The organism is Pseudomonas sp. PvP089 (assembly GCF_017875165.1).
GTDB classification, from domain to species: Bacteria; Pseudomonadota; Gammaproteobacteria; order Pseudomonadales; family Pseudomonadaceae; genus Aquipseudomonas; species Aquipseudomonas fortuita.
This window is the reverse complement of sequence record NZ_JAGGME010000001.1, coordinates 626680-645807: the sequence shown is the minus strand read 5'-3', so window position 1 is coordinate 645807 and position 19128 is coordinate 626680. Positions and strand designations below refer to the sequence as shown.

Genomic DNA, 19128 nt, shown 5'->3' with positions numbered 1-19128 from the left:
CAATTCCTCAAGCTACCAGGCTGACCGCCAGCGGCAGGAACACTGCCGTGGCTACCCCCATCAAGCTCATCGCCAGCGCGGCAAAAGCGCCGCATTCGTCACCTTCCTGCAGGGCGACCGAGGTCCCCACCGCATGCGCCGTGACGCCCAGCGACATGCCGCGCGCCTCAGGGCTATGCACGCCGAAGCGGCTCAGCAGCGCCGGGCCGAAGATGGCGCCAATCACCCCGGTGATCAGTACGAACACTGCCGCCAGCGCCGCCACACCGCCAATCTGCTCTGCCACCAGCATGGCAATTGGCGAGGTCACCGACTTGGGTGCCATGGTCATCAGGATCATGTGTTCTGCACCGAACCACCAGCCTAGCAACAGGCAGCAGAGCGTGGCGAACAGCCCCCCGATTACCAGCGTAGTAAATGTGGGCCAGAACAGCTGTCGGATACGCCGCAAGTTGAGGTAGAGCGGCACGGCCAACGCCACAGTGGCGGGGCCCAGCAGGATGTTCATGATTTCGGTGCTCTTGCGATACTCGCTGTATTCAATGCCGCACAGCAGCAGCACGCCGATTACCAGCAACATCGATACCAGTACCGGCTGCAGGAAGATCCAGCGGGTTTTCTCGTAGGCCGCCAGCACCACCTGGTAGGCACCGAGCGTGATACCGATACCAAACAAAGGATGGTGCACCACTGCATCCAGCGCGCCTTGCCAATCGGGCATCATGGCCGCTCCTCGCGCTTGCCCTGGCGGTGAATGAGCGTTTGCATCAGCACACCCACAAAAACCAGCGTCACCAGGCATGAGATCAGCAGGGCTCCGGCAATCGCCCAGAAGTCGGCGGCGATGTCTTTGGCATACACCATCACCCCCACTGCCGGCGGTACCAGCAACAGCGGCAGGTAGCGCAGCAGGCTGCTGGCCGCCTCGTTCAATGGCTTGCCCACCTCACCGCGGGCCATGAGGAAGCCCAACAGCAGCACCAGGCCGATGATCGGCCCCGGCAGAAACGGCACCAACAAGTGGTTGATCGCCGTCCCCAGCAGCTGGAACAGCACCAGCCAGGTCAAACCACGCAACAGCATAAGCATCTCCCTCGGGCACGGCCGCCATTATAAGCACGCACAGCGATATACCGATATTCGTCGAAAAACAGACAACTTGACTGAAACGGTTCGCCGTGCTGATCTTGCACTTTCGTACCAACTGACAACCTGGAGAGTCCGCGATGCCCTATGTGCCGGTTACAGAGCTTTCGCAGTATGTTGGTAAAGCGCTGGGCCACTCCGCCTGGCTGAAGATCGATCAGCAGCGCATCAACCTGTTCGCCGAGGCGACAGGCGATTTTCAGTTCATCCATGTCGACCCTGAAAAGGCGGCCGAAACCCCTTTTGGCGGCACCATCGCCCATGGTTTTCTGACATTGTCACTGATCCCCAAGCTGATCGAGGACATCCTGGTCCTGCCACAAGGGCTGAAGATGGTGGTGAACTATGGGCTGGACAGCGTACGGTTCATCCAGCCGGTCAAGGTCAACAGCCAGGTGCGGCTGAAGGTGGACCTGGCCGAAGTGGTGCAGAAGAAGCCGGGGCAATGGCTGCTCAAGGCAATTGCTACGCTGGAAATCGAGGGTGAAGAGAAGCCTGCTTATATAGCTGAGTCGCTCTCGCTCTGTTTCGGCTGATGTAACCCCCGGGGGCGCAATGCGCCCCATTCGCAGCACAAGGCTGCTCCCGCAGGGGTATGCGATCTCCTGAGCAGCCTTGTGCTGCGAATGGGCTGCAAAGCGGCCCCGATCCACAAATCTTCCGCACTCGCGTAGACTGCGAGCCTTCGCGCAGCCTAGGGCTGCCCCCGTCGATTTACCAAAGGTGCCCGCCATGCCCTGGCTGCAAGTACGCCTGGCCATCAGCCCGGAACAAGCCGAAACCTACGAAGATGCCCTGCTCGAAGTAGGCGCCGTCTCGGTCACGTTCATGGATGCCGAAGATCAACCGATCTTCGAGCCAGACCTCAACACCACCCCGCTGTGGTCGCACACCCACCTGTTGGCGCTGTTCGAGGCCGATGCCGAGCCCGAGCAGGTGTTTGCCCACCTGCGCCTGCTGACCGGCGCCGAGCTGCCACAGCACCAGGCCGAGGTAATCGAGGACCAGGACTGGGAGCGCAGCTGGATGGACAACTTCCAGCCTATGCGTTTCGGCCGCCGCCTGTGGATTGTGCCCAGCTGGCACGACGCCCCGGAAAAGGACGCAGTGAACCTGCTGCTGGACCCAGGCCTTGCCTTTGGCACTGGCACCCACCCCACCACTGCCCTGTGCCTGGAATGGCTCGACGGCCAGCAACTTGAAGGCACCCAGGTGCTGGACTTCGGCTGCGGCTCGGGCATTCTGGCCATCGCTTCGCTACTGCTGGGCGCCCGTGAAGCGGTCGGTACCGACATCGACGTGCAGGCCATCGAAGCTTCGCGCGATAACGCCCAGCGCAACGGCATTGCCGATGAGAAGCTGGCGCTGTACCTGCCCGAGCACATGCCGGCCATGCAGGCCGACGTGCTGGTCGCCAATATCCTCGCTGGCCCGCTGGTGTCGCTGGCTCCGCAGCTGTCGGGCCTGGTGCGCCCAGGTGGCCTGCTGGCGCTGTCCGGCATTCTGGCCGAACAGGGTGAGGACGTGGCTGCGGCCTACGCCGCCGACTTCGAGCTGGACCCGATCGTCGTTCGCGATGGCTGGGTGCGCATCAGTGGTCGCCGCCGCTAAGCGGGCCTAGAATATCCTTCTGCACAGCTCCCGGATTGCCGCATGACCGACAGTTTCGTCACCCAGTGCCCGCATTGCCAGACCAGCTTTCGCGTCACCCACCACCAGTTGAGCGTGGCCCGCGGCGTAGTCCGTTGCGGCCATTGCCTGCAGGTGTTCAATGCCGCCAAGCAACTGCTGGAGCAGAACCGTGCCAGCGCACCTGAGCTGCCGGTGCCAGTACCTGCACCTGTGCCAGCGGCGCCTGCCGAGCCCGTGCCCGCGCCGGCAATCACGCCCGAGCCTGTCCCCCGCGAGCGCAGCATTACCCCTGACGAGGACTGGGCCCTGACCGCCCAGGCGCTGGACGCACTTGACCTCGACCAGGAGCTCGCACGCCTGGAGCGGCGCGGCCAACCGACCCAGGCACGCCCCGCCAACATGGATGACGGGCTGCAGGCGCGGCGTGACGAACCGGGCCCGGACGAGCACGCGGACGACTTGTTCGGCAACGCCACCGGTGAGCCCTTCGAGCCAAAAACGCCCGCAGAGCCCGCCCCTGTGCTGGAGCCGCAGCCCCTGGAACTGGACCTGGAGCCTGTACCCGGCGAACGCACCGAGCCGACACTGGGCAGTAACCTTGACCTGGACAACGATGACGAGCCGCCCGTACACCGCGCAGCCGAAATCGATGACCAGGCCGCATTCAGCGAACCGCTGCGCGCCAGCGATGACGAAATCCCGCAAAAAGGCCTGAGCGCCCGCGATGATGAACCGCTGGCCCTGCACCTGTCGGCGCGCGACGATGACCCTGATGAGCCGCTGCCGGGTGAACGCCTGGAGCCGGGCCTTGCCAGCAAGCCCGAGCGCCCGCTGCGCAAGGAGCCGCTGGTCGATGTGGTCGACGACCCACTGCAACTGGGCTGGGAAAAACCCGCACCCAACTGGGGCAAACGCCTGCTGTGGGGCTTCCTGACCCTGCTGGCCGCTGGCCTGCTGGCATTCCAGTATGTGTGGTTCCACTTCGACGAGATGGCCCGCCAGGACCAGTACCGGCCGATCTTCCAGCAAATTTGCCCGATGGTCGGGTGCCAGGTACCGACCCGCGTCGATATCTCAAGAATCAAGAGCAGCAACCTGGTGGTGCGCAGCCACCCGGATTTCAAAGGCGCACTGATCGTCGATGCGATCATTTACAACCGTGCACCGTTCGCCCAACCGTTCCCGCTGCTGGAACTGCGTTTTGCCGACCTCAATGGCCAACTGATCGCCAGCCGGCGCTTCAAACCCAGCGAGTACCTGTCCGGCGAATTGGCCGGGCGTGGCGACATGCCAAGCCAGACGCCGATCCATATCGCCCTGGACATCCTCGACCCGGGGCCGAAGGCCGTGAATTACAGCCTCAGCTTCCGTTCGCCGGAATAGCCAGCAACCCTGTGGAGGCGGGGATGCCCGCTCCCAGAGGGTACGCGCGGTACCCGGATCTTGGCTCATACCAAAAGTCATAAGCCGACAACTGTTCAGATTTTATCCAAATCCATCTTTATCCGGTCACCGAGAGCGGGTATCATGCCCACCCTTTTTCGAACTCCAAGATTCGGCCCCACAACAGGGATCACCTATGTCGGCGGTACGCATCGGCCCATACACACTACGTAACAACCTGATCCTCGCGCCCATGGCCGGGGTCACGGACCAACCTTTCCGTACGCTTTGCAAGCGCCTGGGCGCAGGCATGGTGGTATCGGAGATGGTCTCCAGCGACATGAGCCTGTGGAACAGCCGCAAGTCGAGCCTGCGCCGCATCCATGAAGGCGATCCCGAGCCACGCTCGGTGCAGATCGCCGGTGGTGACGCGCAGATGATGGCTGCAGCAGCAAAGGCCAACGTCGAAGCGGGCGCCCAGATCATCGACATCAACATGGGCTGCCCGGCAAAAAAAGTCTGCAACAAAGCTGCAGGCTCTGCTTTATTGAGAGATGAAGCCTTGGTCAGCGAGATCCTCCACGCCGTGGTCGGCGCTGTGGACGTCCCGGTGACCCTGAAGATCCGCACCGGTTGGGACCGGGCGAACAAGAACGGCCTGAACGTGGCGAAAATTGCCGAACAGGCCGGCATCCAGGCGCTGGCGGTGCATGGCCGTACACGTGCCGATCTTTACACCGGCGAAGCCGAATACGACACCATCGCAGCCATCAAGCAAGCGGTGTCGATCCCGGTCTTTGCCAATGGCGATATCACCTCGCCAGAAAAGGCCCGGGCGGTGCTGGATGCCACCGGGGTCGACGGCTTGTTGATTGGCCGGGCAGCCCAAGGGCGGCCATGGATCTTTCGCGAGATCGAGCATTACCTGCGCACTGGCGAACACCTGCCAGCGCCGCAACTGGACGAAGTGGAACGCATCCTGCTGGAGCATCTGGCCGCGTTGCATGCCTTTTATGGCGATGTGATGGGCGTACGTATCGCCCGCAAGCACGTTGGCTGGTACCTGGCAACACGACCCGGCGGCAAGGAGTTTCGCTCCCGGTTCAACGCTTTGGAAGACACACAAGCGCAGTGCGCCAACGTTCGCGCGTTTTTCAGTGAACGTCGACAGAGCCTTGGGACAGAGGACGGACAAGGGGTGGCCGCATGACGATGATGACAGAGACATTTGTGAGTGGAACAACGCCCGTGAGCGACAACGCCAACCTGAAACAGCACCTCAACACGCCGAGCGAAGAGGGCCAGACCCTTCGCGACAGCGTCGAGAAGGCGCTGCACAACTACTTCGCCCACCTGGAAGGCGCGACCGTCACGGACGTGTACAACCTGGTGCTCTCCGAAGTGGAGGCGCCCCTGCTCGAGAGCGTGATGAATTACGTGAAGGGCAACCAGACCAAGGCCAGCGAGATGCTCGGGCTGAACCGAGGCACCCTGCGCAAGAAGCTCAAGCAGTACGACTTGCTGTAAGCCAGAATCCCAACCAGAAAAGGCGGCTCCCTGAACAGAGGCGCCTTTTTTGCAGACTCCACCGCGTTATTGGAACCCGAAATGACCGACCAGACTACCCGCCTGCCAGTCCGCCGCGCCCTGATCAGCGTCTCCGACAAGACCGGTATCCTCGAATTCGCCCGTGAGCTGCAGCAGCTCGGTGTCGAGATCCTGTCCACCGGCGGCACCTACAAGCTGCTCAAGGACAACGGCGTGAACGCGGTGGAAGTGGCCGACTACACCGGCTTCGCCGAAATGATGGATGGCCGGGTCAAGACCCTGCACCCGAAAATCCACGGTGGCATCCTGGGCCGTCGCGGCACCGACGACGCCATCATGAGCGAGCACGGTATCAAGCCGATCGACCTGGTTGCGGTCAACCTGTACCCGTTCGAAGCCACCATTTCCAAGCCTGGCTGTGACTTGCCAACCGCCATCGAGAACATCGACATCGGCGGCCCGACCATGGTCCGTTCGGCAGCCAAGAACCACAAAGATGTCGCCATCGTGGTCAACGCCAGCGACTACGCCGGCATTGTCGAAGGCCTGAAGGCCGGCGGCCTGACCTACGCCCAGCGCTTCGACCTGATGCTCAAGGCGTTCGAGCACACTGCCGCCTACGACGGCATGATCGCCAACTACATGGGCACCATCGACCAGGCCAAGGACACCCTTTCGACTTCCGCACGCAGCGAATTCCCGCGTACCTTCAACAGCCAGTTCGTCAAGGCCCAGGAAATGCGCTACGGCGAGAACCCGCACCAGAGCGCGGCGTTCTACGTAGAAGCCAAAAAAGGCGAAGCGAGCATTTCCACTGCCATCCAGCTGCAAGGCAAGGAGCTGTCGTTCAACAACGTGGCCGACACCGACGCCGCGCTGGAGTGCGTGAAGAGTTTCGTCAAGCCGGCCTGTGTCATCGTCAAGCATGCCAACCCGTGCGGCGTGGCTGTTGTGCCTGAAGACGAAGGCGGCATCCGCAAGGCCTACGACCTGGCCTACGCCACCGACACCGAATCGGCCTTCGGCGGCATCATTGCCTTCAACCGCGAACTGGACGGCGAAACTGCCAAGGCCATCGTCGAGCGCCAGTTCGTCGAAGTGATCATCGCGCCGAAAATTTCCCAGGCTGCCCGCGACGTGGTGGCTGCCAAGCAAAACGTACGCCTGCTGGAATGCGGCGAGTGGCCAGCCGAACGCGCTGCCGGCTGGGACTTCAAGCGCGTCAATGGCGGCCTGTTGGTACAAAGCCGCGACATCGGCATGATCACCGCCGATGACTTGAAGATCGTCACCAAACGGGCCCCGACCGAGCAAGAAATCCACGACCTGGTGTTTGCCTGGAAAGTGGCCAAGTTCGTCAAGTCCAACGCCATTGTCTACGCCAAGCAGCGCCAGACCATCGGCGTGGGTGCAGGCCAGATGAGCCGCGTCAACTCCGCGCGTATTGCTGCAATCAAGGCCGAGCATGCTGGCCTGCAGGTGCAGGGCGCAGTCATGGCATCGGATGCGTTCTTCCCGTTCCGTGATGGCATCGACAATGCCGCTAAAGTGGGTATCAGCGCCGTGATCCAGCCGGGTGGCTCGATGCGTGATGCCGAAGTCATCGCTGCTGCCGACGAAGCCGGTATCGCGATGGTATTCACCGGTATGCGCCACTTCCGCCACTGATTTACGGCAATCGGCCGCACTGAAGCAGGCATCTGCTGCGTTGGGGCCGGTTCCGCTGATGCTCATTGCCAGAAGGCAACTCCGCTCATCGGAACCGGCCCCGCCTTGCATCTACCTGCTTCATTGCGACCTCGTACAGCGTGAGGCTTCGCCTTGCGCCCGAAAGAATTCGAGGTTTTGACATGAAAGTTTTGATCATCGGCAGCGGCGGCCGTGAGCACGCCCTGGCCTGGAAAGTTGCCCAGGACCCACGCGTGGAGAAAGTCTTCGTTGCCCCAGGCAACGCCGGCACCGCCATTGAAGCCAAGTGCGAGAACGTCGCCATCGACGTATGCGCCCTGGAACAACTGGCCGACTTTGCCGAGAAAAACGTCGACCTGACCATCGTCGGCCCGGAAGCACCACTGGTCATCGGGGTGGTCGACCTGTTCCGCAGCCGTGGCCTGGACTGCTTCGGCCCAACCAAGGGTGCAGCGCAGCTGGAAGGCTCCAAGGCCTTCACCAAGGACTTCCTGGCGCGTCACAAGATCCCGACCGCCGACTACCAGAATTTCACCGAAATCGAGCCGGCCCTGGCCTACCTGCAAGAAAAAGGCGCGCCGATCGTGATCAAGGCCGACGGCCTGGCTGCGGGCAAAGGCGTCATCGTCGCCATGACCCTCGAAGAAGCCGAAGCCGCCGTGCGTGACATGCTGGCCGGCAATGCCTTCGGTGAAGCCGGTTCGCGCGTGGTGATCGAAGAGTTCCTCGACGGCGAAGAAGCCAGCTTCATCGTCATGGTCGACGGCCACAACGTGCTGCCCATGGCCACCAGCCAGGACCACAAGCGCGTCGGCGACCAGGACACCGGCCCGAACACGGGCGGCATGGGTGCCTACTCCCCTGCCCCGGTCGTTACCGCCGACGTGCACCAGCGCGTGATGGACCAGGTGATCTGGCCAACCGTGCGCGGCATGGCCGAGGAAGGCAACGTCTACACCGGCTTCCTCTATGCTGGCCTGATGATCGACAAGGCGGGCAACCCCAAGGTCATCGAGTTCAACTGCCGCTTCGGCGACCCAGAGACCCAGCCGGTCATGCTGCGCCTGGAGTCGAGCCTGGTGCTGCTGATCGAAGCCGCCTTCGCCAAGGCGCTGGACAAGGTCGAAGCCCAGTGGGACCCACGCCCGAGCCTGGGCGTTGTGCTGGCGGCTGGCGGTTACCCGGGCGACTACGCCAAGGGCGACGTGATCAGCGGCCTGGACGCAGCAGCCAAGATCGAAGGCAAGGTGTTCCATGCCGGTACTTCGCTCAAGGACGGCCAAGTGGTCACCAACGGCGGGCGCGTGCTGTGCGCCACGGCAATGGGCAGCACGGTTGCCGATGCGCAGCAGCAGGCTTACCGCCTGGCCAGGGAAGTAAGCTGGAACGGCAGTTTCTACCGCACTGACATCGGCTACCGGGCCATCGCCCGCGAGCGCGGTGAACACCAGCAGTAAGCACTACCGGAACGCCGTACCGCCCGGGGCTGTCAACCGCCCGGCGCACGGCATCCGGCTCGTCGACAAGGCCCGGCACGGGCCTTGCCTTCGACTTGGCGCGCCGCGCATAGTTAGTACCCGGCACATCGGCTAAGAAGGGATTTCGTAGTGCGTCGGCTTCGGATTGCCTCAGCTCTGATCGTCACCTTGCTGACCTTGCTCTTCATGTTACCGGCTGCAGCCGAGCATGACGGAGGCTGGACCGTTCTGCTCGACGAACAGGCCAACCTGCAACTTAGCGATGTACGCTCCGAGCGCTATCGCAACCAGTTCAGCCCGCTGGTACTTGCCGAACTGGATGCCGCTCCGCCGGAGCAGGCCTTGTGGCTGCACTACCGCCTGGAACCAGGCGACCAGGAGCAACTGCTTCGGGTATTCGCCCCCGACCTGTCTGGGCTTGACCTATACGCCCTCCAGGGCGACCAACTTCTGCGTCAGTTGCACCACGGGCGCCAGGCCGGCAATGCCAGCCCGACCCTGCGTGGCAGCGACCATGTACTGCCCCTGCCCAACAGCAGGCAACCACTGGACATCTACCTGCGCCTGGTCTCCGAGCACCAGTTGCGCCCGGCCATCAGCCTTGAACCTGCGGCCGTAGCCGCCTCGGACCATAGCCAGCCACTGCTGTTCGGCATGCTGTTCGGCGGCTTGGTCATGCTGATCCTGCATAACCTGATCCGCTTCCTCTACAGCCACTCCACCACCACCCTGATCCTGGCGCTCTACCACAGCCTGATGCTGCTCAGCGGCCTGATCCTGCTGAACCTCAGCGGCCCTTGGTGGCACGTGTGGCACAACGCGCAAACCCCGGCCGCCTACCTGACACTGGTACTGGCCGGCCTGGCGGGGCTGTATTTCACCCAGCACTTCTTCAACCCGTGCAACTCGCCGCGGATCAACCGCCTGCTGCAGGGCGAAATGCTGGTGGTCGGGGTCAGCGGGCTGGTGCTGCTGTTCGTCGACACCCTGCCCCTCAACCTGATGACCTACGCCTTGCTGGCGCTGGGCAGCGTGAGCATGCTGCTGGTCAGCAGCTACCACTGGTACCGGGGCTATGCACCCGGCCGGCTGTTCAGCCTGGCCATGGTGGTGTTCAACCTGGGTGGCCTGGTGCTGCTGCCGGCACTGCTGGGCCTGACCCGTACCGCTACGCCTTGGCTATTGTGCATTCTGCTGGGGCTGGCCGTGGCCAGCGGCCTGCTGCTCAACCTGGCAGTCAGCGAACGCCTGCGCCGCATGAGCGAAGAGCGCTTCAGCGCCAGCCGCGCCTTGGCCGCCAGCGATGCCGAAATGAACGCCAAGGCCGAGTTCCTGGCCAAGATCAGCCACGAAATCCGCACCCCCATGAACGGCGTGCTGGGCATGACGGAGTTGCTGCTGGGCACACCGCTGTCAGTCAAGCAACGCGACTATGTGCAGACCATCCACAGTGCCGGCAACGAGCTGCTGACACTGATCAACGAAATTCTCGACATTTCCAAACTGGAGTCCCGGCAGATCGAGCTGGATGACGTGCAGTTCGACCTCAATGCACTGATCGAGGATTGCCTGAACATCTTCCGCGCCAAGGCCGAGCAGCAGAATATCGAGCTGATCAGCTTCACACAGCCGCAGGTACCGCGAGTGATCAGTGGCGACCCGACACGCCTGCGCCAGGCCTTGTCGAGCCTATTGGAAAACGCCCTGAAAAACACCGATCAGGGCGAAATCCTGCTGGTAGTGGCACTGGACCAACGGGGTGAGCTACCGCGCCTGCGCATCGCTGTGCAGGACAGCGGCGAACCGTTGGCCGCCGCAGACCGTGAAGCGTTGTTGCAAGCCGAGCTGCACAGCCACCACTTCCTGTCCAGCAACAAGCTGGGCGGCCACCTTGGGCTGGTCATTGCCAAACAGCTGATCGGCCTGATGCAGGGCGAGTTCGGCATCAAGAGCAGCACCGGCATGGGCAACACCCTGTGGCTGACCCTGCCGCTGGACCCCTCTCGCCTGGAGCAGCCACCAACCGATCTCGACAGCCCGCTGCGCGATGCCCGCGTGCTGGTGGTGGACGACAATGACACCTGCCGCAAGGTGCTGGTGCAACAATGCAGCGCCTGGGGCATGAACGTCAGCGCGGTGCCTTCGGGCAAGGAAGCGCTGGCCCTGTTACGCACCAAGGCGCACCTGCGTGACTACTTCGACGCCGTGCTGCTGGACCAGAACATGCCGGGCATGACCGGCATGCAACTGGCCGCCAAGATCAAGGAAGACCCGAGCCTGAACCACGACATTCTGGTGGTAATGCTCACCGGTATCAGCAATGCACCGAGCAAGGTCATCGCACGCAACGCCGGGGTCAAACGGATACTTGCCAAGCCGGTGGCCGGCTACACACTCAAAACCACCCTGGCCGAAGAACTGGCTCAGCGCGGCCGCGATCAGGCGGTGCCGGCCAGCCTGCCCGGTATCCCCCAGGCACTGGACCTGCCAGGCGACTTCCGCGTGCTGGTCGCCGAGGACAACAGCATTTCGACCAAGGTAATACGCGGCATGCTCGGCAAGCTCAACCTTGAGCCCGACACCGCCTGCAATGGCGAGGAGGCCCTGCAGGCAATGAAAAACCAGCGCTATGACCTGGTGCTGATGGACTGCGAGATGCCCATTCTGGACGGTTTCTCGGCCACCCAGCAGCTGCGTGCGTGGGAAACCGCCAACCAGCGCCAGCGCACCCCGGTAGTGGCACTGACCGCGCACATTCTTACAGAACACAAGGAACGCGCCCGGCTGGCGGGCATGGACGGGCACATGGCCAAGCCGGTCGAGCTGTCGCAATTGCGCGAACTGATCCAGTACTGGGCCAATCACCGGGAAGCCAAGGTGGACCCGGCGCCTACTTCCTAGACTACGCTGTCGTGCAGTGAACACTGATCACCAGATCCATACGGCCCGCTCCCACAATAATTGCGCAACCTTTTTGAGTTTCCGAGGACCAGCGCTCATGCTCCATGAGTTGTTCAGCGTCTACCTGAAAATGCTCGTGCTCTACAGTCCGTTCTTCGTGCTGTCGTGCTTCATCAGCCTGACCCGCGGCCACTCCAGCAAGGAGCGCAAGCAACTGGCCTGGAAGGTCGCTTTCGCAGCCCTGGTCGCCAGCGTGCTGCTCTACCTGTTCGGTCGGGTGATCTTCGGTATTTTCGGCATTACCGCCGACGCCTTCCGCATCGGGGCCGGCAGCGTGCTGTTCATTTCGGCTTTGGGGATGGCGCAGGGCAAGCCGGCGGTACAGGCCGACAACGTGCAGCAGGACGTGACGATCGTGCCGCTGACCATTCCGCTGACGGTTGGCCCCGGTACCATCGGTGCCCTCTTGGTGATGGGTGTGAGCCAACCGCACTGGGACGACAAACTGCTGGCCATCGTCAGTATCGCGCTGGCCAGCTTTACCGTCGGCCTGGTGCTTTACCTGTCGCACGGTATCGAGCGGATCCTTGGCGACCAGGGCCTGCAGATCGTCAGCCGTCTGATGGGGCTGTTCGTCTGTGCCCTGGCGGCGCAGATCATTTTTACCGGGATCAAAGGGTATCTGGTGCCTTAGATGGCATAGTCATGAATGCGCGCCTGGGACACCTTGACGACGCTTTCCTGGACTTTTGGCAATACGCTGTTCTCAAAGGCCAGAATATTGAACCGTACCAGTTCCGCACGCACATTCTTGTGACTGCGCTTGCGGCTGATGAACCCTGCACTGAAAACAGACTGTTTGTCCGCTTCGTGGTAAACCACCATATCAACCCGGTTGTTGCCAGCCGGCGCGCAGGCCAACACTTGAAAGTGTTGCCTCTCGAATGCCTTTGTCTCAAGTTCCTTCAGCACCGAGGGCTTCTTCAGCAATGTTTGAATAGACACTTTCACCGATGTAGCAAAGCTGTCTCCGGCCGTTTTGGACAGCGTCTGCAGCAGTTGATCCGTCTGCTGCGTACGCGTCTTGTCCGGCCAATGGATCTGCTCGGCCGTTACGGCATCCCACCCCATGAATTTGAGCTGGTTACGGTAATAAGCGAACCAGTCTTGTATCAGCCCCTCCTTGTAAGCGGTATCGGTGGCTCGTTCGGCCATCGCCAGGGCCAGCTTCACCTTGTCTTTCTGCGCGGCATCAATGCCTGGCAAAAAGGAAACGATCCCGGCGCCGATCACGGCAGACGTGGCTTCACTCATGATGCTGCTCCTGTAGGTTGCGCGTAAGGGTCAAAGCGGTAAGCAGCTTGTGCGTCTTTGCTTTGCATCAAGGCTTGCAATTCACCACGCTGGTGCTGGAAGCGCCCTTCATCCAACGCCAGGGAAACGCCATTGAACTCGGCTTCGCCATCAAGCACGTGTTCGCTCGTAAATGTCTCCGTCGAGACCAGCGAGAGTGGCTGGTCGATTTGCATCGAGATGCTGCACAGGTCCAGTGTCGGTCCCGGCTTGAGTACGCCGAGTTCGATGACCAGCGTGGAGGACTGGGCCTGGTCGTGTGCGCTGAACTTCAGCAGGTGCCGCAAGCCCTCAGCAGATCGAGCGAGGCCCGACTTGATTCCCGCCAGCACGGCCTCATGGCGTAACGAGCGAATTTTCAGCCAGGCTTCAAGTGGCTGTATATGCGCGTTGCGCACGGGTCGCCCCAACTGCTTGAGGTCATGTGTGCTGGCCAGCTTGATCCAGCCCAATTGGCGGTAAGCCTCGCGATACGCGGCATACCAGCGTTCATAATTGTCGATGCGTGAACCGGCGTGCTTGTTGGCCACCAACTGTGCGTAAAGGATTGAATCAAAAGCGGCCTGGCGTTGTGCCTCGACCGTGCCCGGCGAATACAGCAATGCTGTTCCGCCAATCAACATCAATTGCTCAGCTGCTCTATCCATCGTGTTACCTCATCACAAAGAACCGAACAAGGCGGCGTTGCGACGACGCCGCCGAGCAATCAGATGTCGTACTCGAGAACGTTCTCGACGCTGCGCACGCCAAGTTTGTTTTCTACGGTTTCGCGCACTTTGTCGTAGACGAAGTTGTTGAGCGTGAGCACTGCCGTACCGGCGTAGTACGAGGTTTTGTCCAGCTTCCACTGGATACCCAGCACGTCGTCGTCCAGTTGCGGGGCAGAGGCCTGGATGCAGCTCACCACCATGACCACATCGTTGTTTTCGGTTTCAATGCAGGCCGCCATGCCGACCATGCCCCTGGCCTTGTTCTTGCGCTTGTGATCAAGCACCTTGGCATCGTTTTCGACAGTGGTCAGTTTGTCGAAGGCCAGCTTTGCCACTTCGCCCAACTTCGTGCCGCCCAGCATCGCATTGCCCACCACACCGATCGCGCGGATCGCCACGGCGCCGACGGTGACAGACAGTTCCGCCGAAGTTTCAAGTTCGAAGGTACGGCGTGGGATGGTGAAGCCAAGGTCACGCATGACGTCGATAAATTTGTCGTACCACTCCCGGCTCTGCTTTTCGGCGTTAAAGGCTTTGTCGGCGACCAGCGTGGCGAAGTGGAAGGCATTCTTCACATCGTGACGGCTTTGCGCAGACATGCCCGCGCCGCAGGCAAGCAGGTTGCCTTCTACCAGGATGGCAGCGTTGGTGGTGGTGACTTGTGTTGCATCGGACATTGGAAACTCCTTGATGGTTGCCCCTTGAGTCAGGGGCAACCACCTTAGCCAGCGCGTTGGCCACGAAGCGCGCTGAAGGGTTTCCGACGCAACTAGTTGGCGGTGGGGTACCAACGCGGCGTGTACGCCCACACCCCACCCGACAGGCGAGGGAATACACAGGTTGTAGAGGACCCGACCAAAACCATGGTGCGCATATCGACCATTTCCGGCAGCAGCTCGGCCAAGGTGACTACCTTCAGCGTCTGCCCCGGCCTACCGATGTCGCGGCCAAGGACTACAGGCGTGTTCCCCTCGCGGTGGCGACGCACAACCTCAAGTGCCACCCCGAGCTGGTGCGGCCTGGACTTGGAAATCGGGTTGTAGAAGGCCAGCACCAGGTCCGCCTGGGCCGCCAGGTCCAGGCGCTTTTCAATGATCGACCAGGGCTTGAGGTTGTCCGACAGCGACATCACACAGAAGTCATGCCCCAGCGGTGCACCCGCCTGCGCAGCCGTAGCGAGCGAGGCCGACACCCCAGGCAGGATCTCGAGGTCGACGCGCTGCCAGGCCGGGTCACTGGATTCGTGCAGCGCTTCGAGCACTGCAGCGGCCATGGCGAACACGCCTGGGTCGCCCGACGAGACCACCACCACCGAACGGCCTTGTGCCGCCAGCTCGAAGGCATGCCGGGCGCGCTGCATCTCTTCACGGTTGTCGGTGCAGTGCATCACCTGGTCGTCACGGAACGGCCCGGCCATGCGCACGTAGGTTTCGTAGCCGAGGATATCCTCGGCGCGTGCCAGCTCGGCCTTGACCGCCGGCACCATAAGCTCGGCAGCGCCAGGGCCGAGGCCGATCACCGCCAGCCGGCCACGACGGCGGCCGACCTGCGCGGCATCCACCGGCGCCGGCGCCACTGCGATGACCACTTCGGCCTGTTCTATCAACTCTGCGCCTGGCAACGCTGCAGCCACCATGCTGGCCACATCGCCTGGCCTGGCAGCGAAGCGCAAGGCGACACCCAAAGCCTGCGCGGCCTCGTGCAAGGCACTGTCGGCCATGGTTTGCTCGTCCGCCAGCACGCAGGCTACGGATCGCTCAGCGATGCCGGCCTGCTGCAATGCAGCTCGAATACCGTTCAGGTTGCCACCTGCAACCCCCACTACCACCGAGCGGGGGTGGATCAGCAATTCGTCTCGGTTGGCCGGGCGCGCCTGATGCCCCACATGAATGGTTCGCCGTGCTGCATCGCTGGCAGGCAACTGCACCTGTTGCAGCCACGGCGCATCACCTTCGATGCGCACCGCCTCGCCAGCCAGCAAATCAGAGACAAAGCGCTTGCCTTGCTCGATGTCCGCCAGTGCATAACCCTGCGGCGGGTTCAGCAGGCAAGTGCCGAACCGCAGCTCGCCGCTGGTGGTGATCGCTGCAGCAACGCCCAGTGCCTCTGCGATTTCGCGTGCCATCACGTTCACGCCACCCAGGCCACCGAGCAGCGGCACCACAGCACTGCCATCCTCGGCCACGGCCAGCACCGGCGGCTCGGTGCCTTTCTCACTGAGCAGGCTGGCCAGGCTGCGGATGACAATGCCGGCAGCACACAGGGCGATGATCGGCGTGTCCTGCTGGTACAACCCGCGCAGGGTCTCGCCGAACGAACGGTACGATTGGTCTGCACCCTCGACACGCCCCTCCAGACCATGGATCGTCGCCTGTGGATACCATTGCTGGATACGCTGCGCCGTCGCCAGGCTACCCGGGCCAAGCATGACGATTGCCGGGGCATTGTGCGTGCTCATCCCTGCCATTTTTCCCCCGGCACGATGATCAGCGAGAAGTACGGCGACGACTGAGGGTCGACCTGGTCCAGCGGCACGATCTTCTGGTTGGCCATGGTAGCCCGCTCCACATACAGCGCGCGCCCATCCAGGCCTAGCTCGGCCAGTACGTCGCGGACTTTGGGAAAGTTGCGCCCAAGTTTCATGATCACCGCCGCATCGGCGTCGGCCAGGCGGCGCTTGAGCTCCTCTGCGGGTAACACACCAGACAAAACCGACAGGCTCTGGTTGCGGTACACCAACGGCGCGCCCAGCACCGAGGCGCCACCGAGCATCGAGCAGACGCCCGGGATCACTTCGGCCTCATAGCGCTGCGCCAGGCGGTCGTGCAGGTACATGTAGGAACCGTAGAAGAACGGGTCACCTTCGCAGATCACCGCCACGTCGCGACCGGCATCCAGGTGCTCGGCCACCTGCACGCTGGCTTCGTCGTAGAAGTCGCTGATCACCTGCTCATAGGACAGCGGTGCCGGCAGGGCTTCGGTAGTTACCGGGTAGACCAGCGGCAACAGCGTCTGCTCCGCTTGCAGGTGCGCCTCGATGATGCCGAAGGCATTGCCCCGCTTGCCCTTGGCCACGAAGTAGCCGACCACTGGCGCCTCGCGCAGCAGGCGCAGGGCCTTGACAGTGATCAGTTCAGGGTCACCCGGGCCAACGCCCAGGCCAAGCAGACGTCCACGCGGCGCCATCACTCCACCTCCGTAGCCAAGGCGTTGACTGCAGCGGCAGCCATCGCGCTACCGCCCAGGCGGCCTTGCATGATCACGAACGGCACGCCGCGGCTGTCGGCGGCCAGCATCGCCTTGGACTCGGCCGCACCGACGAAACCGACCGGGAAGCCTAGGATCAGCGCCGGCTTGGGTGCACCGGCGTCGATCATCTCCAGCAGGTAGAACAGGGCGGTGGGCGCGTTGCCGATCACCACCACGCTGCCTTCCAGGTACGGGCGCCACAGCTCCAGGGCTACCGCGGAACGGGTGTTGCCGGCGTCCTTGGCCAGGCCTGGCACGCTGGGGTCGCGCAGGGTGCAGATGACTTTGTTGTCGGCAGGCAGGCGGGCCCGGGTGATGCCTTCGGCGACCATGTGCGCATCGCACAGGATCGGCGCGCCGTTAAGCAGCGCCTCGCGCCCGGCCCGGCCGGCGCCCTCGGAGAACTGCAGGCCATCGATGGCATCGACCATGCCGCAGGCGTGGATCACGCGCACGGCGAGCTTTTCGAGGTCTGCGGGGATCCGCTCGAGTCGGGCTTCCTCACGGATGATCCGGAAGGAATTGCGATAGATCTCCTGACCATCGCGGATGTAGTCAATCATCAAGGTGCTCCGTCGGCAGGTCGAGCATGGCGCCTGCTTCGTTCAAGGTAAGGTCGGTGCCGCGCAGGGCGCCAAAGCCCGGTTGGCGCGCGTCACGCAGATAGAGGTCATATCGGCCCGGCGAGCGGGCCAGCAGGGTGGCCGGGGCAACATGGGCCACGGCGCAGGAACGGGCGCAGCCAGACAAGTGCACGCTGGCGGGCAAGCCAGGGCCCAGCAGCGCGGCCAGGGCAACGGCGTCGGCCTTGGTCTCGCCAAGCGCCTTGGCGCAGCCGCTGGCACCGGTGCAGGCACTGATGCGCGCCAGCGGCTCATGGTCGTGGCACAGCAGGCCCAGGGCGGACAGTTCGGCCTGGGCGGTGTCGATGTGGTGTGCTTGCAGGTTGGTCAGCACCAGGCTTTGCCAAGGGCTGAGCCGCAAGCTGCCATCGCCCCGTTCCCGGGCCACCCGCGCAGCCCCGCGCAGCATGGCCGGGGTCAGGCGGCCTTGCGGCGGGGCTACGCCAAGGGCAACGCCTTCTGCCTGCGGCAGCGTGCCCAGCCAGGAGGCGCGGTGCTGTTCACGGCGCCAGGCGAGCACGGCGGTATCACGGCGGATGTCCAGGCCGAGCCCATCGACGAAATCGCTTGCCGGGCACACCTCGAGCAACTGGCGCATGCGCGACTGCGTCAGGGTGGCCAGGTCGAGAAAGCGCTCCAGCACCGCACGCACCAACGCCAGGCCCTGCGCCAGCGGCACGGCGCCGAGCACCTGGCCGTCCGCCGGGCAGCCCGCCAGGCCAAACGCCAGCCAGGTCTGCTGCTCCAGACGCAGGGCCGATAGCCACAAATCGTGGGGGTGCTCGAGCATGGCGAGGCGCTCGCCGGCATCCAGCTGCACGGCAAACTTGGCCGACAATTGGTGAAAGCGCGGGGTGCCTTCCAGCAGGTCGAGGATCTGCCCTGCCAACGGCCGTGCATCCAGCAGCATCGCCGGATCATGCCCGGCCAGCGGGCTGAGCATGAGGTTGCGCACATCGTCACCGGCCACATCGCGCGGCCCCAGGCCGGCTGCGAGCAGTGCCTCGACCAGGGCGCGATGTGCGTTGCCAATGCCGCGGATCTGCAGGTTGCCACGGTTGGTGGCCTCGATCACGCCGCTGGCAAAGCGCTCGGCTGCCGTCGCCACCGCGTCGGCCTGGTCGGCCAGCAGCAAGCCGCCTGGCAGTTTGATGCGGCAGATGCCGCCATCACGGGCACTGACAATACGCCACAACCCCGGGCAGGCCGAGGGGCGGGGCGAAACGTTGGGGGCATGGGCCTGCGTCAAAGGGGCGTCCGGCAATCTGTGAAAATGCGCTTGAGTGTAGAAGGCGCGGTATTATGCCTGCTTTGTCCGGCGGCATGAAAAGCCGGTGGTCGAGCATCCTCAGCGATTGAGGAGAAATTCAGGGCTGTGTCGCCCTCTTCGCGGGCACGCCTGCTCCCACAGGATCA

At 63.0% G+C, this 19128-nt stretch carries 18 protein-coding genes; 9 read left to right on the top strand and 9 right to left on the bottom strand.

Annotation, left to right across the window (positions count from 1 at the left end; translation table 11 throughout):
* Window positions 1-7: 7 nt before the first annotated feature.
* Both J3A71_RS02900 and J3A71_RS02895 read right to left on the bottom strand, forming a co-directional pair.
* Window positions 8-724: an LrgB family protein gene (locus tag J3A71_RS02900; protein WP_016489371.1), complete on the bottom strand. Its 717-nt coding sequence runs from the start codon at window positions 722-724 to the stop codon at window positions 8-10.
* Window positions 721-1083, bottom strand: coding sequence for a CidA/LrgA family protein (locus J3A71_RS02895; protein WP_016489372.1), 363 nt, complete (start codon window positions 1081-1083; stop codon window positions 721-723). Before J3A71_RS02895 ends, J3A71_RS02900 begins: the two co-directional genes overlap by 4 nt.
* 143 nt (window positions 1084-1226) lie before the next feature.
* Between J3A71_RS02895 and J3A71_RS02890 the strand changes: the two genes are divergently transcribed.
* From J3A71_RS02890 to J3A71_RS02850, 9 genes are all read left to right on the top strand, one after another.
* Window positions 1227-1682, top strand: coding sequence for a MaoC family dehydratase (locus J3A71_RS02890; RefSeq protein WP_209953631.1), 456 nt, complete (start codon window positions 1227-1229; stop codon window positions 1680-1682).
* A gap of 196 nt (window positions 1683-1878) precedes the next feature.
* Entirely contained in the window at window positions 1879-2757 is an 879-nt protein-coding gene (prmA, locus tag J3A71_RS02885) for a 50S ribosomal protein L11 methyltransferase (protein ID WP_016489374.1), read from the top strand.
* Between the two features lie 42 nt (window positions 2758-2799).
* Window positions 2800-4161 (top strand): DUF3426 domain-containing protein, encoded by a 1362-nt coding sequence (locus J3A71_RS02880; RefSeq protein WP_096426825.1) that lies wholly within the window; start codon window positions 2800-2802, stop codon window positions 4159-4161.
* A gap of 196 nt (window positions 4162-4357) precedes the next feature.
* Complete coding sequence (dusB, locus tag J3A71_RS02875; RefSeq protein WP_016489376.1) at window positions 4358-5371, top strand: tRNA dihydrouridine synthase DusB; 1014 nt, start codon at window positions 4358-4360, stop codon at window positions 5369-5371.
* Window positions 5368-5688 (top strand): DNA-binding transcriptional regulator Fis, encoded by a 321-nt coding sequence (gene fis / locus J3A71_RS02870; RefSeq protein ID WP_012274390.1) that lies wholly within the window; start codon window positions 5368-5370, stop codon window positions 5686-5688. Before dusB ends, fis begins: the two co-directional genes overlap by 4 nt.
* A gap of 81 nt (window positions 5689-5769) precedes the next feature.
* On the top strand, window positions 5770-7377 hold the full coding sequence (gene purH, locus J3A71_RS02865; protein ID WP_016489377.1) for a bifunctional phosphoribosylaminoimidazolecarboxamide formyltransferase/IMP cyclohydrolase: 1608 nt from the start codon (window positions 5770-5772) through the stop codon (window positions 7375-7377).
* A gap of 182 nt (window positions 7378-7559) precedes the next feature.
* Window positions 7560-8855 (top strand): phosphoribosylamine--glycine ligase, encoded by a 1296-nt coding sequence (gene purD / locus J3A71_RS02860; RefSeq protein WP_016489378.1) that lies wholly within the window; start codon window positions 7560-7562, stop codon window positions 8853-8855.
* A gap of 150 nt (window positions 8856-9005) precedes the next feature.
* A complete protein-coding gene (locus J3A71_RS02855; protein ID WP_023049271.1) occupies window positions 9006-11777 on the top strand; it encodes a hybrid sensor histidine kinase/response regulator in 2772 nt (923 codons plus the stop codon).
* 97 nt (window positions 11778-11874) lie between these two features.
* Window positions 11875-12471 (top strand): MarC family protein, encoded by a 597-nt coding sequence (locus tag J3A71_RS02850; RefSeq protein ID WP_016489380.1) that lies wholly within the window; start codon window positions 11875-11877, stop codon window positions 12469-12471.
* Here the strand turns inward: J3A71_RS02850 and J3A71_RS02845 are convergent.
* The 7 genes from J3A71_RS02845 to cobG form a co-directional block, all read right to left on the bottom strand.
* Window positions 12468-13091, bottom strand: a complete 624-nt coding sequence (locus J3A71_RS02845; RefSeq protein WP_096426826.1) for a hypothetical protein — start codon at window positions 13089-13091, stop codon at window positions 12468-12470. The genes J3A71_RS02850 and J3A71_RS02845 overlap by 4 nt on opposite strands.
* Window positions 13088-13777: a hypothetical protein gene (locus J3A71_RS02840; protein ID WP_024717366.1), complete on the bottom strand. Its 690-nt coding sequence runs from the start codon at window positions 13775-13777 to the stop codon at window positions 13088-13090. The genes J3A71_RS02845 and J3A71_RS02840 overlap by 4 nt, the downstream gene beginning before the upstream one ends.
* A 59-nt stretch (window positions 13778-13836) precedes the next feature.
* Entirely contained in the window at window positions 13837-14517 is a 681-nt protein-coding gene (locus J3A71_RS02835; RefSeq protein ID WP_016489383.1) for a hypothetical protein, read from the bottom strand.
* Window positions 14518-14609: 92 nt separating this feature from the next.
* On the bottom strand, window positions 14610-16307 hold the full coding sequence (cobJ, locus tag J3A71_RS02830) for a precorrin-3B C(17)-methyltransferase (protein ID WP_096426827.1): 1698 nt from the start codon (window positions 16305-16307) through the stop codon (window positions 14610-14612).
* Window positions 16295-17026, bottom strand: coding sequence for a precorrin-2 C(20)-methyltransferase (locus tag J3A71_RS02825; protein WP_016489385.1), 732 nt, complete (start codon window positions 17024-17026; stop codon window positions 16295-16297). The genes cobJ and J3A71_RS02825 overlap by 13 nt, the downstream gene beginning before the upstream one ends.
* Window positions 17026-17652 (bottom strand): precorrin-8X methylmutase, encoded by a 627-nt coding sequence (locus tag J3A71_RS02820; RefSeq protein WP_016489386.1) that lies wholly within the window; start codon window positions 17650-17652, stop codon window positions 17026-17028. The genes J3A71_RS02825 and J3A71_RS02820 overlap by 1 nt, the downstream gene beginning before the upstream one ends.
* Window positions 17645-18976, bottom strand: coding sequence for a precorrin-3B synthase (gene cobG, locus J3A71_RS02815; RefSeq protein WP_096426828.1), 1332 nt, complete (start codon window positions 18974-18976; stop codon window positions 17645-17647). Before cobG ends, J3A71_RS02820 begins: the two co-directional genes overlap by 8 nt.
* Window positions 18977-19128: the final 152 nt, after the last annotated feature.

Bases quoted from the DNA above. Each gene is read 5' to 3' on its own strand.
- purD (WP_016489378.1), top strand. From the start codon at position 7,560: ATGAAAGTTTTGATCATCGGCAGCGGCGGCCGTGAGCACGCCCTGGCC.
- purH (WP_016489377.1), top strand. From the start codon at position 5,770: ATGACCGACCAGACTACCCGCCTGCCAGTCCGCCGCGCCCTGATCAGC.
- J3A71_RS02890 (WP_209953631.1), top strand. From the start codon at position 1,227: ATGCCCTATGTGCCGGTTACAGAGCTTTCGCAGTATGTTGGTAAAGCG.
- dusB (WP_016489376.1), top strand. From the start codon at position 4,358: ATGTCGGCGGTACGCATCGGCCCATACACACTACGTAACAACCTGATC.
- J3A71_RS02880 (WP_096426825.1), top strand. From the start codon at position 2,800: ATGACCGACAGTTTCGTCACCCAGTGCCCGCATTGCCAGACCAGCTTT.
- J3A71_RS02845 (WP_096426826.1), bottom strand. From the start codon at position 13,091: ATGAGTGAAGCCACGTCTGCCGTGATCGGCGCCGGGATCGTTTCCTTT.
- J3A71_RS02835 (WP_016489383.1), bottom strand. From the start codon at position 14,517: ATGTCCGATGCAACACAAGTCACCACCACCAACGCTGCCATCCTGGTA.
- J3A71_RS02850 (WP_016489380.1), top strand. From the start codon at position 11,875: ATGCTCCATGAGTTGTTCAGCGTCTACCTGAAAATGCTCGTGCTCTAC.
- J3A71_RS02900 (WP_016489371.1), bottom strand. From the start codon at position 724: ATGATGCCCGATTGGCAAGGCGCGCTGGATGCAGTGGTGCACCATCCT.
- J3A71_RS02840 (WP_024717366.1), bottom strand. From the start codon at position 13,777: ATGGATAGAGCAGCTGAGCAATTGATGTTGATTGGCGGAACAGCATTG.
- J3A71_RS02820 (WP_016489386.1), bottom strand. From the start codon at position 17,652: ATGATTGACTACATCCGCGATGGTCAGGAGATCTATCGCAATTCCTTC.
- cobJ (WP_096426827.1), bottom strand. From the start codon at position 16,307: ATGGCAGGGATGAGCACGCACAATGCCCCGGCAATCGTCATGCTTGGC.
- J3A71_RS02895 (WP_016489372.1), bottom strand. From the start codon at position 1,083: ATGCTGTTGCGTGGTTTGACCTGGCTGGTGCTGTTCCAGCTGCTGGGG.
- J3A71_RS02825 (WP_016489385.1), bottom strand. From the start codon at position 17,026: ATGGCGCCGCGTGGACGTCTGCTTGGCCTGGGCGTTGGCCCGGGTGAC.
- fis (WP_012274390.1), top strand. From the start codon at position 5,368: ATGACGATGATGACAGAGACATTTGTGAGTGGAACAACGCCCGTGAGC.
- prmA (WP_016489374.1), top strand. From the start codon at position 1,879: ATGCCCTGGCTGCAAGTACGCCTGGCCATCAGCCCGGAACAAGCCGAA.